Below are 15878 nucleotides of genomic sequence, written 5' to 3' on the forward strand. Positions count from 1 at the left end.
CAAGAGCCCAATCCGCCCCGTCAACTATGTGCCGCCCAAACGCGAATACCGCGAGGTCTCACACGGGCATATCGTCCAGGTCGCATGAGGGTTCGTGAGGCGCCTGGCAGGTTTCAGGTTCTTGACCGAACTCGGGCTGCCGCGCAGGCGGGCGGTGGCTTCAACCGTTTGACAATTTCTCCGAAATCGTGGCAGCAACGCGCGGAGGAGATTTTCTGCCATGGCAAAACGGTCTGATACGCAAGGGCGGCTCGACGATGCAGCGCGGGCCGGTTGGCTCTATTACGTCGCTGGGCGCACCCAGGACGAGATTGCTGCGGCCATGAGCATATCGAGGCAATCGGCGCAGCGGTTGGTGTCGCTCGCCGTAGCCGAACGGCTTATCAAGGTGCGGCTCGACCATCCGATTTCCGCCTGTCTGGAACTTGCTGAGGACTTGAGGAAGAAATACGACCTCAAGCATGTCGAAGTGGTGCCAAGCGATCCGGCCGGTGTTTCGACGACGGTCGGGATCGCCGAAGCGGCTGCCGCCGAGATCGAACGCTGGCTGAAGCGGCCGGACCCGATCATCGTCGCCATCGGCACCGGCCGCACGCTGAAGGCCGCCGTCGACCAGTTGCCGCCGATGGAATGCCCGCAGCACCGTATCGTATCGCTCACCGGCAATATCGGCCCGGACGGATCGGCTGCCTTCTACAACGTCATCTTCTCGATGGCCGACGCCATCAAGGCGCGGCATTTCCCGATGCCGCTGCCGGTTCTCTGTTCATCCGCCGAAGAGCGGGAGACCCTGCACGACCAGGCGCTGGTGCGCTCGACGCTCAAGCTCGGCGCACAGGCGGACGTGACCTTCGTCGGCATCGGCGAGCTCGGCGTTGATGGTCCGCTCTGCGTGGACGGTTTCCTCGGCAAGGAAGAGATGCTGAAACTGGTCGAGGGCGGTGCGGCCGGCGAAATCTGCGGCTGGGTCTACGATCACGAGGGACGGCTGCTCGGCGACGCGATCAACGACCGGGTCGCCAGCGTTCCCATCCCCTCGCGGGAGACATCCGCAGTCATCGGAATCGCTCAGGGCAAGAAGAAGCTCGCCGCGATTTCCGCCGCGCTCAAGGGGCATATCATCAACGGTATCATCACCGACGAAGTGACTGCAGAGCATTTGCTCGCTGGCTGAGCAAAAATTATTCCTTGTCAAATCAATGGCATGCCCTATGTCCGTTGCAGTGCAGCGACGAAAGTCGATTGACTTTTTGCGACATTCTGTGAGTAATTGCTCACGAGCAAAGCGAATGCTCGCATCCAATCTTCTCGGGAGGAAGATATGACATTGAAGACGGTTTTGCTGGGCGCCTGCTCGGCGCTGGCGTTTGCCGGGATTTTTTCCACCGGGGCTTCGGCCGAAACTCTCACGATCGCAACGGTCAACAACGGCGACATGGTCCGCATGCAGGGCCTGACCTCGGAGTTCACCAAGGCCAATCCCGATATCCAGGTTAATTGGGTCACGCTGGAAGAAAACGTGCTCCGCGAGCGCGTCACCACCGACATCGCCACCAAGGGCGGCCAATACGACATCATGACGATCGGCAACTACGAAGTGCCGATCTGGGCCAAGCAGGGCTGGCTGCTGGAGCTGAGCGGGCTGGGCGACGCTTATGACGTCGACGACCTTCTGCCGGCGATTCGCGGCGGCCTGACAGTGGATGGCAAGCTCTATGCCGCGCCGTTCTACGGCGAGTCGGCGATGATCATGTATCGCAAGGACCTGTTCGAGAAGGCTGGTCTTACAATGCCGGAAAGCCCGACCTGGGAATTCATCGGCGAGGCGGCCCGCAAGATCACCGACCGTTCCGCCGACATCAACGGCATCTGCCTGCGCGGCAAGGCCGGCTGGGGCGAGAATATGGCATTCATCACGGCGCTTGCCAATTCCTACGGCGGCCGCTGGTTCGATGAAAAGTGGAACCCGCAGTTCGATCAGCCGGAATGGAAGGATGCGTTGCAGTTCTATGTCGACCTGATGAAGGATGCCGGTCCGTCCGGCGCCTCTTCGAACGGCTTCAACGAAAACCTGACGCTCTTCCAGCAGGGCAAATGCGGCATGTGGATGGATGCCACCGTCGCAGCCTCGTTCGTTTCCGACCCGAAGAACTCGACGGTTGCGGACAAGGTTGGCTATGCGATCTTCCCGACCAAGGAAGGCGTCGACAATCACGGCAACTGGCTGTGGTCGTGGAACCTTGCCGTTCCGACGTCGTCGACCAAGGCGGAAGCGGCCCAGAAGTTCATCTCCTGGGCGACCAGCAAGGAATATACCCAGCTCGTTGCCTCCAAGGAAGGCTGGGCGAACGTTCCTCCGGGCACACGCACCTCGCTTTATGAGAGCGAGGAATACAAGAAGGCGGCGCCTTTTGCCGAACCGACGCTGGCGGCCATGAATGCGGCCGACATCACCAAGCCGACCGTCAAGCCGGTGCCCTATACGGGCGGCCAGTTCGTGGCGATCCCGGAATTCCAGGCAATCGGCACGAATGTCGGGCAGCTCTTCTCGGCGGTCATTGCCGGTCAGTCCTCGGTCGATGATGCGCTCGCCCAGGCGCAGACCGCCACCAAGCGTGAGATGATGCGCGCCGGTTACATCAAGTAATCCTCCCGAGCATCGGCCGCCCGGTACCCCTGTCTCCCCGGGCGGCCGAGATATCAGGGAAATTGCCGAAATAACAAGAAACATAGCATCCTGCGTCCTTTTCATTCCTCAAAGAAAAGGCGCAGGGACTATCAGGGAGGGCGTCGACATGGCTACGCAGAACACCAAGACGTTGGCGCGCCTGATGATGGCGCCCTCCGTTCTGCTTCTCCTGATCTGGATGATCGTTCCCCTGGCGATGACGTTGTGGTTCTCGTTCCAGAACTACAATCTGCTCAACCCCGCCAATGTGAGCTTCGCCGGTCTCTTCAACTACCAGTTCTTCTACACCGATCCGGCGTTCTTCCAGTCGATCTGGAACACTCTGGCGATCGTTGTCGGCGTGCTTCTGATCACCGTCGTCGGCGGCATCGCAATCGCGCTCCTTCTCGACCAGCCGATCTTCGGGCAGGGAATCGTGCGTATCCTGGTCATCTCGCCCTTCTTCGTCATGCCGCCGGTTGCGGCGCTGATCTGGAAGAACATGATCATGCATCCGGGCTATGGCGTACTCGCGGATATTGCCAAGTTCTTCGGCTTTCGCCCGATTGACTGGTTCGCGCAATATCCGCTTTTCTCGATCGTCGTCATCGTCGCCTGGCAGTGGCTGCCGTTCGCGACGCTGATCCTGCTCACCGCGCTGCAATCGCTCGATAGCGAGCAGAAGGAGGCGGCGGAAATGGACGGCGCCAATTTCGTCAACCGCTTCATCTACCTGACGCTGCCGCATCTCGCCCGTGCCATCACGGTCGTCATCCTGATCCAGACGATCTTCCTGCTTGGCGTCTATGCGGAAATCCTCGTGACCACCAATGGCGGTCCCGGTTACGCCTCCACCAACCTCGCCTTCCTGATCTACCGCACGGCGCTCCTCGGCTACGACGTCGGCGGCGCATCGGCGGGCGGCATCATTGCGGTCATACTCGCCAATATCGTCGCGATCTTCCTGATGCGCGCGGTCGGCAGAAACCTTGACCGGTAGGAGCAAGACCATGGCACGTGCAGTCACCACAAGACACAAGATCACCGCCACGGTCTTTGCCTGGCTTGTCGCCCTCCTCATCTTCTTCCCGATCCTCTACACGCTGATCACCAGCATAAAGACGGAGCCGGAAGCGATTGCGGGTTTCAGCCTCATCCCATCAGGCACATTCGAGAACTACATCACGGTTCAGACGCAGCGCGACTACCTCAAGCCGTTCATGAATTCGGTGATCATTTCGGTCGGGTCGACTATCCTTGCATTGATCATCGCGATCCCCGCCGCCTGGGCGATGGCGTTCTCGCCGACCAGGCGCACCAAGGACATCCTGATGTGGATGCTCTCCACGAAGATGATGCCGGCGGTCGCCGTCCTGGTGCCGATCTACCTTATGTTTCGCGATTTCGGCCTGCTTGACAGCCGCATCGGGCTCACCGTCATGCTAATGCTGATCAATCTGCCGATCGTGGTGTGGATGCTCTATACCTATTTCCGCGAGATTCCCGGCGAGATTCTGGAAGCGGCGCGGATGGACGGCGCCGGTCTCTGGCAGGAGATCGTCTATGTGCTGACGCCGATGGCGGTGCCCGGCATCGCCTCGACGCTGCTCCTCAACATCATCCTGGCCTGGAACGAGTCCTTCTGGACGATCCGGCTGACGACCACCAATGCGGCGCCGCTGACGGCCTTCATCGCCTCGTTCTCCAGCCCTCAAGGTCTCTTCTGGGCGAAGCTTTCGGCAGCTTCCACCATGGCGATCGCGCCGATCCTCATCCTCGGCTGGTTCTCTCAGAAACAACTCGTTCGCGGCCTCACCTTCGGCGCGGTTAAGTAGGGGAAGAAAGACATGGGCAGCATAACCCTCAAAAACGTGTCGAAGGTCTTTGGCGAGGCGAAGGTCATCCCCTCGATCGACCTCGACATCACCGATGGCGAATTCGTCGTCTTCGTCGGTCCTTCCGGCTGCGGCAAGTCCACACTCCTGCGCCTCATTGCAGGTCTGGAAGATGTTTCCGGCGGCAACATCCTGATCGATGGGAAGGACGTGACGGCGGCAGCGCCGGCCGAGCGCGGTCTGGCAATGGTGTTCCAGTCCTATGCACTCTATCCGCATATGAGCGTCAGGAACAATATCGCTTTCCCGCTCAAGATGGCGAAGGCCGACAAGGCCGTCATCGACAAGAAGGTTGCGGATGCGGCGCGCGTCTTGAACCTCACCGACTACCTTGAGCGCCGCCCCTCGCAGCTTTCGGGCGGCCAGCGCCAGCGCGTCGCGATCGGCCGCGCCATCGTGCGCGAACCGTCCGCCTTCCTGTTCGACGAGCCGTTGTCGAATCTCGATGCGGCGTTGCGTGGCACGATGCGTCTCGAGATCAGCGATCTGCACCATCAACTGAAGACGACGATGGTCTACGTCACTCACGACCAAGTGGAGGCCATGACCATGGCCGACAAGATCGTCGTTTTGAACCGCGGCAATATCGAACAGGTCGGCTCGCCGCTCGACCTCTACCGCAACCCTCGCAATCTCTTCGTCGCAGGCTTCATCGGCTCACCGCGAATGAACTTCATCGAAGGCACCTATGCGCAGTCGAAGGGTGCCAGGACCGCCGGCATTCGACCGGAACACCTTGGCCTGTCGAAAGACAGCGGTGTCTGGACCGGTACGGTGAAGGTTGCGGAACATCTCGGCGCCGACACTTTCCTGCATCTCGATGTCGATGGCATAGGCCAGATCACTGCACGATGCGATGGCGAATTCGGCGCTCAATACGGCGACCGGGTTCATCTCACACCCGACGAGACCAAGCTGCACCGTTTCGATGACAAGGGCATTGCCCTTAAGGCCTGACGGCCAGACCGGAGTACAAGACAATGACTGTGAAGCTTTCGCTGGCGAGCTTGAAAGACGCTGCGGCAACTGCCGCCGTGCCGGCCTATGATCCGAAGAACCTGACAGGCGGCATCGTGCATTTCGGCGTCGGCAATTTCCACCGGGCGCATCAGGCTGTCTATCTCGACGATTTGTTCAATACCGGCAAGGACCACGACTTTGCGATCATCGGCGCCGGCGTCATGCCGTCTGACGCTGCCATGCGCGACAAGCTGGAAGCCCAGGATTTCCTGACCACCGTCGTCGAACAGGACAACAACAGGACCGCCGCCCGCATCACTGCGCCGATGGTGGATATCGTTGCGCCCGACCAAAAAGAGGCGCTGATCGAAAAACTCGCCGATCCGGCGATCCGCATCGTTTCGATGACAATCACTGAAGGTGGCTATTTCATCGATGCCTCGGGCCAGTTCAACCCGGCCCATCCGGCGATCGCCGCGGATGCCAGGAACCCGCAAAACCCGGAGACCGTGTTCGGTCTCATCCTCGCCGGACTCAAGGGGCGCAAGGCGAGGGGGGTACCTCCCTTCACCATCATGTCCTGTGACAACATTCCCGGAAACGGCGAGGTCACGGAAAACGCCGTTATCGGCCTCGCCAAGCTTTCCGACCCGGACTTCGCCCGCTGGATCCACCAGAACGTCGCGTTTCCGAATTCGATGGTCGACCGGATCACGCCGGCCACCGGACAGCGCGAGATCGACATCCTCAGGAACGACTTCAATATCGACGACAACTGGCCGGTCTTCTGCGAAGAGTTCAAGCAATGGGTGATGGAGGACAAGTTTCCCGCCGGGCGTCCGCGGCTGGAAGAGGTGGGTGTCCAGTTCGTGCCGGATGTGGCACCCTATGAGCTGATGAAGATCCGCATCCTGAATGGCGGGCACGCGGCGATCGCCTATCCGGCCGCTCTGCTCGACATCCATTTCGTTCATGAGGCGATGGAGCATCCGCTGATCCGCGCCTTCCTCGCGAAACTCGAAACGGACGAGATCATCCCGATCATCCCGCCGGTGCCGGACACGAACCTCCATGACTATTTCGCGCTGATCGAGCGCCGTTTCCTCAATCCGAAGATCGGCGACACCATTCCGCGGCTTGCCCAGGATGGTTCCAATCGCCAGCCGAAGTTCATCCTGCCTTCCACGCGCGACCGCCTTGCCAAGGGCCTCGACATCGTCGGCCTGTCGCTCGTTTCCGCTCTCTGGTGCCGTTATTTCGCCGGCACGTCGGACAGCGGCAAGCAGATCGTCTTCAACGATGCGAGCGTCGACAGGCTGCACGCGGCGGCGGTGAAAGCCAGGGATAACCCGGAGGCCTTCCTTGCCTTCGACGAGATCTTTGGAGAAGTTTCGAATTCCGAGCTATTCCGGAAGCGCTTCGCTCATGCGCTCGCGACGCTTTGGAAAGAGGGGACGGCGAAGACGCTCGAACTTTATCTTTCGGGTGAACTTGTCAAATAACGGGCAGGCAGGACACGTGCTGCAGACGGCAGAGCCATTGGTGATCTTCGATTGCGACGGGGTGCTGGTCGATAGCGAAACCGTCTCGATCCGCGTGCTGCTCGACGGGCTTCGCAGCAAGGGCCTCGAAATGGATGAGGTGGACGCCTATCGCCATTTCCTCGGCCGCAGCCTCGGCACAGTCACACGGACCATACGCGAGGAATTCGGCATCGATGCCGACGAGGTTTTCCTTGAGGACATGCGCCATGAGCTCTATGCGCGCTTCCGTGCCGAGCTCAAGCCGATGCGTGGCATTGCCGAAATGCTGGATGCCCTGAGCTTCCGCCGTTGCGTAGCTTCTTCCAGCCAGCCGGAACGTATCCGCCTGTCGCTTTCGATCACCGGACTTATCGGCAGACTGGAGCCGAACATCTTCTCTGCGGCCATGGTGGCGCGCGGCAAGCCTGCACCCGACCTTTTCCTGCATGCGGCGAGCCAGATGGGTGCCGATCCGCAGAACTGCATCGTCATCGAAGACAGCCCCGCCGGCATCGAAGCGGGGCATCGCGCCGGCATGGCGGTCTTCGCCTTTGTCGGCGGTTCGCATGCCGGCACTCCCGGCTACCGGGAGCGGATCGACGCGCTTTCGCCGGAAGTCGTGTTTGACGCCATGCCGGATTTGATCCACCTTGTCCAAAAACATATAGAGGATCGCGGAGGATCGGCTTTCCAGTAACCGCGCTACGCGTCGGGGCCGACTGAGGCGAACTTGAGGGACAGGAAACAAATCAGGATGCGTGATCACTTGGTTGCGGTGGACATCGGCACCGGCAGCGCACGCGCCGGGGTGTTTGACTGCAACGGGCGTCTGCTCGCCAAGGCGAAGCACCCGATCCTGATGTTCCGCCCGAAGGATAACCACGCCGAACACGATTCCGAGAACATCTGGGCCGCCACATGCCGCTCCGTGCGGGAGGCGATGGCCGAGGCCGGCATTCAGGCTTCGCAAGTCGCCGCGATCGGTTTCGACGCCACCTGTTCGCTCGTCGCCCGCGACCGCAAGGGCGCGCAACTTACCGTCTCCACCACCGGCAAGGATTGCCAGGACACGATCGTCTGGCTCGACCACCGGGCTATCAGGGAGGCCGACCAGCTTTCCGCAACCGGCCACAAGGTGTTGGAATTCTCCGGCGGCTCGCTGTCGCCCGAGATGGAAATGCCGAAGCTGATGTGGCTGAAGAAGAACCTGCCGCAAAGCTGGACGAGGGCAGGGTATTTCTTCGACCTTGCGGATTTTCTGACCTGGAGGGCAACCGGCTCACCGGCTCGCTCGCGCTGCACGGTGACGGCCAAGTGGAACTATCTGGCCCATGAGAATCCGGGTTGGAGTGTGGATTATCTGGCGCTTGCTGATCTTGATGATCTTCTGGAAAAGGGCGGTCTGCCGGAAGATACGATAGGGGTGGGGACGAGCATGGGAAGGCTCAGCCCGCAGGCTGCCGAAGAACTCGGCCTCGATACCGGCGTGCAGGTGGCGCCGGGCATGATCGATGCCTATGCCGGCGCTTTCGGGGTTCTTGGCGGCGTTTCCGGAGCCAGCAAGCTGGAAACCAGCGTCGCCCTGATCGGCGGCACGTCGAGCTGCATCGTCGCCTTCGCGAAGGATGCCAAGCCCGGTCGCAGCCTGTGGGGACCTTATTACGAGGCGATCCTGCCCGGCCACTGGCTTGTCGAGGGCGGTCAGTCGGCGGCCGGCGCGCTGCTCGACCATATCGTCCGCATGCACGCGGCCGGAGGCGAGCCGACGGCGGAACTGCATGGCCGGATCATCGCCCGTATCGGCGAGCTGCGCGCCGAGAGCGAGGGCGACATCGCTCCCAACCTGCATGTCCTGCCGGACTTTCACGGCAACCGCTCGCCGCTTGCCGATCCGCACGCGACCGGCGTGATCAGCGGACTGACACTCGACACCTCCTTCGACGGGCTCTGCCGGCTCTACTGGCGGAGCTGCGTAGCGGTCGCGCTCGGGATCCGGCATATCCTCGACGCGATCTCGGATTACGGCTACCGCTTCGAGACCCTGCATGTCACCGGCGGGCATGTGAACAACCCGCTGCTCATCGAACTCTATGCGGACGTCACCGGCCGCAAGGTCGTGATCCCCGAAACCCGCGACGCCGTCCTGCTCGGCACTGCGATGGCCGCGGCCGTCGCCGGCGGCGTGCACGGCAACCTGTTCGATGCCGGCCAGGCGATGGACGGTGGCGGCACCGAGCGGCTGCCGAACCCTGCCCGGACGGAGCAGTATGGCCGGGACTATCGGCGGTTCCTCACGATGATCCGGCACCGGGAAGAGTTGCGGGGGATTGGTGATGAATGAGACGGAGCTTTCCGGCATCTACCGCGCATACATTGCCTGCCTGAATAGCCAGGACTGGGACAGCCTCAATCGCTTCGTCGACGATGAGGTTATCCATAATGGCCGGCAGCTCGGTATTTCCGGTTATCGGGATATGCTGACACGGGACTTCGAGCAAATTCCGGACCTGCATTTCGACATCGAGCTGCTCGTTTGCGATTCGCCGCATGTGGCGAGCAGGCTTGCGTTCGACTGCACGCCCAAGGGGGCGTTTCTCGGCCTCGACGTCAATGGGAAGAGGGTGGCGTTTGCCGAAAACGTCTTCTACCGGTTTCAGGCGGAAAAGATCGCGGAAGTCTGGTCGGTTATCGACAAGGCGGCCATCGAGGCTCAGCTTTAGCCGCTCTACGGCAGGATCCGGTTCGTCATCAGCCATTTCACGGAGCGGGGCCAGGCATAGTTCGCGCCCATGCGCAGGTCGGTGAAACCCACAGAAACGGGCTTGCCGGTTTCAGCGTCAAGGATGCGGATGAACATCGTATGCTCGGTTCGGTTGACGCGGGTGACGACGCCCAGCAGAGCAAGGGACGCGCCGTGCTCCTTGGCAATCTTGCCTTCACAGCCGCCGCAGTTGCGCAAACCGTGCGGCGCCGCCGGCTGCTCATTCCCGGCCTGCGCCTCTATGATCGTGAAGCGTCCGGATTGGGAGAGCATGTCCTTCGCAACCCGAGCGGATTCGGACAGATAGCGCCTGTCGTGTTCATCCGGTGGGATTATTCCCGCTCCGGCGCTCTTATCTTCCAGTTCGAAGGGAAATACCTCGATCGACATTCGCTTTGTCTGCTCGGCCTGCGCAAATGCGCAGGTGCCAGCAAGCAGCGTCATCAGGACAGTCAATATGCGAAGGCGCATGGTCTCCTCCCGTCCATGTGGCGGCGATCATACACGGTCTGACGGCCCAAATCACGCTCAAAGCAGAGAGGGCTGCTAATGCAGATGTCTCAACTTGTCGGGGTTTCGTACCACATAAATCGCCGTGATCTTGCCGTCCTCGATGTCGAGCGCGGTCGTCTGGAGTTCGCCGTCCGCCTCCAGCGTGACGAAACCTGGCAGGCCGTTGACGAATCCGGCGCGCACCAGTTTCGAGCCGTGCTTTTGAAAGAGAACCGCCAGATTTTCGTGCAACTGCATCACGGCATCGAAGCCGAAGCTGGGCTTCATGGCTGCCGGGCGTTTGCCGCCGCCATCCGAATGAACGCTGACATCCGCCGCCAGCATCGCGCCAAGGGCCTTCATGTCGCCACTGCGCGATGCCGCATAGAAAGCCTCGGCAAGCTCGACACCCCGCTTCTTGTCGATCTGGAAGCGGGCTCTCGCCTCGCGAACGTGGGTGCGGGCACGGGTGGCGAGCTGGCGGCAGGCGGCTGCGTCACGCTCGATGGTCGCCGCGACCTCTTCGAAGCCGAGACCGAACACGTCATGCAGCAGGAAGGCCGCCCGTTCGAGCGGCGACAGGCGCTCCAGGGCCAGCATCAGCGGCAATGTGACATCCTCCTCTTCGTCCTCCTCCACCACGGGGTCGGGAAGCCAAGGGCCGACATAAGTCTCGCGCTGGCGTCGCGCCGACTTTAACTGGTCGAGGCAGAGGCGCGTCACCGTGCGGCGCAGGAACGCTTCCGGCTCGCGCACTTCGCTCCGGTCGGCCTTCATCCATCGGATGAAGGCCTCCTGCACCATGTCCTCTGCATCGGCCACTGATCCGAGCATGCGGTAGGCGACGCGCATGAGCTTCGGACGCAGCGGATCGAAGCTCGCCGCTGCATCCTCAAGGCCGGAATCTGGCCCAAGCTCCGCCATCACGCGGCCACGTCCGCCTGGGCGGCCTTCGCGACTGCGGGTTCGACCCAAAGGCCGAAGCCGACCGCGAGGCGATTCCATCCGTTGATGACATTGATCATCAAAGTGAGCTTCACCTGTTCCTCCGCCGTGAAATGGCCCCACAGGGCTTCATAGGCGCTTTCCTGCGCATGTCCTTCCGAAAGCCGGGTCAAGGCTTCGGTCCAGCCTAGCGCAGCACGTTCGCGATCGGAATAGCAAGGCGCTTCACGCCAGGCAGACAGGAGATAGATGCGCTGTTCGGTTTCGCCCTGTGCGCGAGCTTCCGCCGTGTGCATATTGATGCAGTTGGCGCAGCCGTTGATCTGCGAGGCGCGGATTTTTACCAGTTCGATGAGGCTCGGCTCGAGGCTCGCGGCAACATCGACCGACACCCCCATCCACTTTTTCATCAGCGCAGGAGCGGCGGAGAAGACATCAATCTTGGCGGTCATGGTTGGTTTCCTTCTGTTGGTTACGACACCATGACGAGACAGGATTTGCCGGTGTGACATGCCCCACAAACTTTTCTTGGTGGCGCCCGATCCGACTGATGCTTGCTCCGGCACCTTCCTGAACCTACATGTTTCCCGCTTAACTGGAGACGCCGATGATCCTCGACGCCGCACGCCTTTCGCTGATCAACCTTTTCGCGCCGGAGACGCGCGCCGTCTTCTGGAAGACCCTGGGGCTCACCATCCTCGTGCTCGTCGGCATCTGGTTCGCCTTGCGCGAGATTTTCATTCTCTACGCCTGGCCATGGTTCGCGGCCTTCTTCCCCGACATGCCCGACTGGACCGGCTGGCTCACGCTGATTGCGGCGATTGCAGCCGGTATTGGTTTGGCGCTGGCGCTGGCACTTCTGATCGCGCCGATCACGGCGCTGATCGCCGGTCTCTTCCTCGACGATGTCGCCGAGGTGGTCGAAAAACGCGACTACCCCAACGATCCGCCCGGAAAGGCGATGCCGCTCGGGGAGGCGATCGCCAGTTCCATCAAGTTCCTGGGCGTCGTCATCGTCGGCAACATCATCGCGCTTTTGCTGCTGTTCATTCCCGGCATCAACCTGGTCGCCTTCTTCCTGGTGAACGGTTACCTGCTCGGCCGGGAATTCTTCGAGTTCGCGGCGATGCGCTTCCGGTCGCCGTTGGAGGCCCGCGCCTTCCGGTCCAAACATGCCTCGACCGTGTTCATGGCGGGGCTCCTGATCGCCTGTTTCCTGGCGGTCCCGATCGTCAACCTTCTGACGCCGCTCTTTGCCGCCGGCCTGATGGTGCATCTCCACAAGGTGATTTCGAAGCGCGACCCGGCGTTCCGGGGTTAGGTGGGCAGAGCGGAGGTGCCGTAGAGGGCAGCAAATTCCGGGCTTGGCGGGATCGGTGTGATCACATCGATCAGCACGCCATTCGGATCGGCGGTGATGAAGTGCCGCTGGCCAAAATCCTCGTCGCGAAGGTCCTGCCGGATCGGCAGGCCGGCCGCCTTGAGGCGGGCGTAGACCGAGTCGACATCCTCCACTTCGAAATTCAGGATGAGACCGGAAACCTTGCCGCGGCCGCTTTCCGGGATTGTGCCATGACTGCCGTCGAGGATGGCGAGCGTCACGTGTTCGCTCTCCCCCGATTGCAGATGCACGTACCAGTCTGCCGAAAACAGAGCCTCAAAGCCGAGGTGTTCGACGTAGAAGGCCGCCGTCCCGCCGACGTCGTCGGTCATGATGACGGGATAATAGCTGGTCGATTTCATAGCTTTCCCTTTCTACACACTTCAGATACATTCAGTCTGTATGTTTTATAGATACATTCTGTCTGTATGTAAACATGGGGAGATGAGATATGGCACGCAGCAATCGCGAACGCACGGATGCGACCCGAACCGCTCTTCTGGATGCGGGTAGGGCGCTCTTTATCGAGAAGGGATATGCGGAGACCGCAACGCCCGAGATCGCGGCGATGGCCAAGGTTACGCGCGGGGCGCTCTATCATCATTTTCCTGACAAGAAGGCTCTCTTCTGGGCCGTGATCGAACGTGAAGCCGATCATGTCGCGGCAGATATCGAGGTGCGCTCAGCGGAGGCTTCATCGGCGCGGGACGCTCTGCTGCAGGGTGCCTCCGCTTATTTCGATGCCATGGCGGCACCGGGCCGAACGCGGCTCCTGCTGAGGGAGGCACCGGCCCAGATTGCGATCGATTCCGGGGAAGGCGAGGACCCCGCGGAAGCGGGCCTCAGGATGGGCCTTTCCCACCTGCTGACCGGCTCGGACCTGCTCTCCCTGCTCGATCCGCTGACGGTGCTGATCTCTGCTGCTTTCGAGCGCGCGGCGATCGCCATCGATTGCGGCGGCAATCGCGAGGATTATGAAGCGGCGATCGCAGCTCTACTCGACGGCCTCGGCAACGCCGATCACCTGCGGCGGTAGTTCGGCGAGCGGTGCCGGCACGTCGCAGGTCTTTTCGGGCGAACGACAGAGATCGGCAATGATGCAGCGCTCGCATTCGGGCTTTCGCGCCTTGCAGGTGTAACGCCCGTGCAGAATCAGCCAGTGATGCGCGCGAAAGAGATAGTGGTCCGGAATGACCTTGAGCAGGTGCTGCTCCACCTCGTCCGGTGTCTTGCCGGGGGCGAGCAGCAGCCGGTTGGCGAGCCGGAAGATATGCGTGTCGACGGCAATCGTCGGGATGCCGAAGGCCATGGACATGACGACATTCGCCGTCTTGCGGCCGACGCCGGGCAGCCGCATCAGTTCCTCGCGGGTCTTCGGCACTTCGGAACCGAACTCATCGATCAGCATGCGCGACAGCGCGATGACGTTCTTCGCCTTGTTACGGTAAAGCCCGATCGTCCTGATATATTGAGTGATGCCTTCCTCGCCGAGCGCCAGCATCTTCTCCGGCGTATCGGCCACCTTGAAGAGGGCTCTTGTCGCCTTGTTGACGCCCGCATCGGTCGCCTGCGCCGAGAGCGCCACGGCAACCACCAGCGTGAACGGATTCACATGCTCCAGCTCGCCCTTCGGCTCCGGCCGCTGCACGGAGAAGCGGCGGAAGATTTCCTCCAGCTCCGCTTTCGAATAGGCGGATCTGAAGCGCTTCGGCTTGCGTGCCGACGCGTGATTTGACTTTTGCAAGGTGCTGGTGCTGGATTTGGGTTTCGGAGTCGCCATATCCCTGTATAGCCAGCCTGTCCGAAGGAAAGCAACGTGGACGTTTCCAACGATCAACCCGTTTTTGCCGCCGAACTTACACCGCATCGCTCGCTCGGCCGGCGCGGTTTCCATGTCGTGCTCATGCTGTCCGGCGGTGTCTGCTTCCTTTACGGCGCCTTCTTTCTGATCACCGGTGCGTGGCCGATCGGTTTCTTCTTCGGGTTCGATTTTCTCCTGCTATATTTCGCGCTGAAGATGAGTTATCGCTCCGGCCGGGCGCGCGAGGAAGTGATGGTCTCGCGTACCCATCTGTTGATCAGGAAGTTCTCGCCTGCCGGCCGCATGGTGGAGCATTGCTTCAATCCGTTCTGGGCGCGCTTCCGCGTCAACCGTCACCAGGAGTTCGGGATTACCTCCATGTATGTGACGGGCGAGGGGCGCTTCACGGATATCGGTTCGTTTCTCAATCCGGACGATCGAGAGAGTTTCGCGAAAGCCTTTCGGGGCGCGCTGGCAGCGGTCAAACAAAGGTTATGATCCGGCAAGAAACGGGTGGTTTCGGCGAAGCCGAAGGGGCATTTATGAGCGAAAGGAGAGATGTCATGAACGCCTTTGCTCAGATCACTCAACCCATTGTCGATGTGACGCCGGAAGATTCCGACTACGAGACCGTCCGCCGCGTCATCGAGCTGATTACGCTCGACTACCGCGACCAGCCGTCGCTTGAAACCATCGCCGCCGAACTCGGCCAGTCGCCGACCCAGCTCCAGAAAGTCTTTACCCGCTGGGCCGGCCTTTCGCCGAAAGCTTTCCTGCAGGCTGTGACGCTCGATCATGCAAAGCGCCTGCTCGGCAGGGAGGAGATGCCGCTGCTTGAAGCTTCCTACGAACTGGGCTTGTCCGGCCCCGGCCGGCTGCACGATCTTTTCGTCACCCACGAAGCCATGTCACCAGGCGAATGGAAGGCGCGCGGCGGCGGCCTGACGATCCGCTACGGTTTCCACCCGTCACCCTTCGGCGTGGCGCTCGTCATGGCCACGGATCGCGGCCTGTCGGGGCTCGCCTTTGCCGATCTTGATGGGGAAAAGGCCGCCTTCGAGGACATGGCCCGTCGCTGGCCGAATGCGGAGTATATCGAGGACCAGGAAGCGACCGCGCCGTATGTCAGCCGCATCTTCGATCGCTCGCAATGGTCCTGCGAACAGCCGCTCAAGGTCGTTCTGATCGGCACGGACTTCCAGGTGCGGGTCTGGCAGAGCCTGTTGAAAATCCCGTTCGGCAAGGCGGTCACATATTCGGACGTGGCTTGCGATATCGGCCAGCCGACTGCGAGCCGCGCGGTTGGCGCCGCGGTCGGGGCCAACCCGATCTCCTTCGTCGTACCCTGCCACCGGGCGGTCGGAAAAAGCGGCGCGCTCACCGGCTACCATTGGGGGCTCACCCGCAAGCGGGCGATCCTCGGCTGGGAGGCGGGGAATGCCTGAAAGAATG

General features: G+C 61.3%; 18 protein-coding genes. 13 read left to right on the plus strand and 5 right to left on the minus strand.

Translation table 11 applies throughout. The annotated features are described in order from the left end of the window. Positions 1–220: 220 nt before the first annotated feature. The 9 genes from J2046_RS25290 (at position 221) to J2046_RS25330 (ending at position 9766) form a co-directional block, all read left to right on the plus strand. Positions 221–1174 (plus strand): sugar-binding transcriptional regulator, encoded by a 954-nt coding sequence (locus J2046_RS25290; RefSeq protein ID WP_210056593.1) that lies wholly within the window; start codon positions 221–223, stop codon positions 1172–1174. A 147-nt stretch (positions 1175–1321) separates the two neighbouring features. Beyond that, positions 1322–2647 (plus strand): ABC transporter substrate-binding protein, encoded by a 1326-nt coding sequence (locus tag J2046_RS25295; protein ID WP_210056595.1) that lies wholly within the window; start codon positions 1322–1324, stop codon positions 2645–2647. A gap of 148 nt (positions 2648–2795) precedes the next feature. Beyond that, positions 2796–3668 carry a carbohydrate ABC transporter permease gene (locus tag J2046_RS25300; RefSeq protein ID WP_210056597.1) on the plus strand — a complete coding sequence of 291 codons (873 nt, stop codon included), beginning with the start codon at positions 2796–2798 and terminating at the stop codon, positions 3666–3668. 10 nt (positions 3669–3678) lie between these two features. Next, positions 3679–4503, plus strand: coding sequence for a carbohydrate ABC transporter permease (locus tag J2046_RS25305; RefSeq protein WP_210056599.1), 825 nt, complete (start codon positions 3679–3681; stop codon positions 4501–4503). A 12-nt stretch (positions 4504–4515) separates the two neighbouring features. Then, positions 4516–5520 (plus strand): ABC transporter ATP-binding protein, encoded by a 1005-nt coding sequence (locus tag J2046_RS25310; protein WP_210056601.1) that lies wholly within the window; start codon positions 4516–4518, stop codon positions 5518–5520. 23 nt (positions 5521–5543) lie between these two features. Continuing rightward, positions 5544–7025 carry a mannitol dehydrogenase family protein gene (locus J2046_RS25315; RefSeq protein ID WP_210056603.1) on the plus strand — a complete coding sequence of 494 codons (1482 nt, stop codon included), beginning with the start codon at positions 5544–5546 and terminating at the stop codon, positions 7023–7025. Between the two features lie 19 nt (positions 7026–7044). Then, on the plus strand, positions 7045–7743 hold the full coding sequence (locus J2046_RS25320) for an HAD family hydrolase (protein WP_210056838.1): 699 nt from the start codon (positions 7045–7047) through the stop codon (positions 7741–7743). 57 nt (positions 7744–7800) lie between these two features. Next, the gene (locus J2046_RS25325) at positions 7801–9387 is read left to right on the plus strand and encodes an FGGY-family carbohydrate kinase (RefSeq protein ID WP_210056605.1); all 1587 of its coding nucleotides are present in this window, start codon (positions 7801–7803) and stop codon (positions 9385–9387) included. Beyond that, positions 9380–9766 carry an ester cyclase gene (locus J2046_RS25330; RefSeq protein WP_210056607.1) on the plus strand — a complete coding sequence of 129 codons (387 nt, stop codon included), beginning with the start codon at positions 9380–9382 and terminating at the stop codon, positions 9764–9766. Before J2046_RS25325 ends, J2046_RS25330 begins: the two co-directional genes overlap by 8 nt. Before the next feature lie 5 nt (positions 9767–9771). Here the strand turns inward: J2046_RS25330 and J2046_RS25335 are convergent, their stop codons facing one another. The 3 genes from J2046_RS25335 to J2046_RS25345 form a co-directional block, all read right to left on the minus strand. Beyond that, entirely contained in the window at positions 9772–10278 is a 507-nt protein-coding gene (locus J2046_RS25335; protein WP_052183039.1) for a DUF2380 domain-containing protein, read from the minus strand. A gap of 75 nt (positions 10279–10353) precedes the next feature. Beyond that, positions 10354–11223, minus strand: a complete 870-nt coding sequence (locus J2046_RS25340) for a sigma-70 family RNA polymerase sigma factor (protein WP_233470298.1) — start codon at positions 11221–11223, stop codon at positions 10354–10356. Continuing rightward, on the minus strand, positions 11223–11696 hold the full coding sequence (locus J2046_RS25345) for a carboxymuconolactone decarboxylase family protein (protein ID WP_037155724.1): 474 nt from the start codon (positions 11694–11696) through the stop codon (positions 11223–11225). Before J2046_RS25345 ends, J2046_RS25340 begins: the two co-directional genes overlap by 1 nt. A 155-nt stretch (positions 11697–11851) precedes the next feature. Between J2046_RS25345 and J2046_RS25350 the strand changes: the two genes are divergently transcribed. Next, positions 11852–12565 carry a sulfate transporter family protein gene (locus J2046_RS25350; RefSeq protein ID WP_210056610.1) on the plus strand — a complete coding sequence of 238 codons (714 nt, stop codon included), beginning with the start codon at positions 11852–11854 and terminating at the stop codon, positions 12563–12565. Here the strand turns inward: J2046_RS25350 and J2046_RS25355 are convergent. Beyond that, positions 12562–12987, minus strand: coding sequence for a VOC family protein (locus J2046_RS25355; protein WP_210056611.1), 426 nt, complete (start codon positions 12985–12987; stop codon positions 12562–12564). The genes J2046_RS25350 and J2046_RS25355 overlap by 4 nt on opposite strands. Before the next feature lie 89 nt (positions 12988–13076). On the opposite strand from J2046_RS25355, the gene J2046_RS25360 reads away from it, so the two are divergent. Beyond that, the gene (locus tag J2046_RS25360; RefSeq protein WP_210056612.1) at positions 13077–13661 is read left to right on the plus strand and encodes a TetR/AcrR family transcriptional regulator; all 585 of its coding nucleotides are present in this window, start codon (positions 13077–13079) and stop codon (positions 13659–13661) included. On the opposite strand, the gene nth is transcribed toward J2046_RS25360, so the two are convergent. Next, entirely contained in the window at positions 13620–14405 is a 786-nt protein-coding gene (gene nth / locus J2046_RS25365; protein ID WP_210056613.1) for an endonuclease III, read from the minus strand. The genes J2046_RS25360 and nth overlap by 42 nt on opposite strands. A 36-nt stretch (positions 14406–14441) precedes the next feature. Between nth and J2046_RS25370 the strand changes: the two genes are divergently transcribed. Together J2046_RS25370 and J2046_RS25375 are read left to right on the plus strand one after the other, a co-directional pair. After that, the gene (locus J2046_RS25370; protein WP_210056614.1) at positions 14442–14924 is read left to right on the plus strand and encodes a DUF2244 domain-containing protein; all 483 of its coding nucleotides are present in this window, start codon (positions 14442–14444) and stop codon (positions 14922–14924) included. Between the two features lie 65 nt (positions 14925–14989). Beyond that, positions 14990–15871: a methylated-DNA--[protein]-cysteine S-methyltransferase gene (locus J2046_RS25375; RefSeq protein WP_210056615.1), complete on the plus strand. Its 882-nt coding sequence runs from the start codon at positions 14990–14992 to the stop codon at positions 15869–15871. Positions 15872–15878 lie beyond the last annotated feature (7 nt).

This window comes from Neorhizobium petrolearium (assembly GCF_017873175.1).
In the GTDB taxonomy this organism is placed as follows: domain Bacteria; phylum Pseudomonadota; class Alphaproteobacteria; order Rhizobiales; family Rhizobiaceae; genus Neorhizobium; species Neorhizobium petrolearium.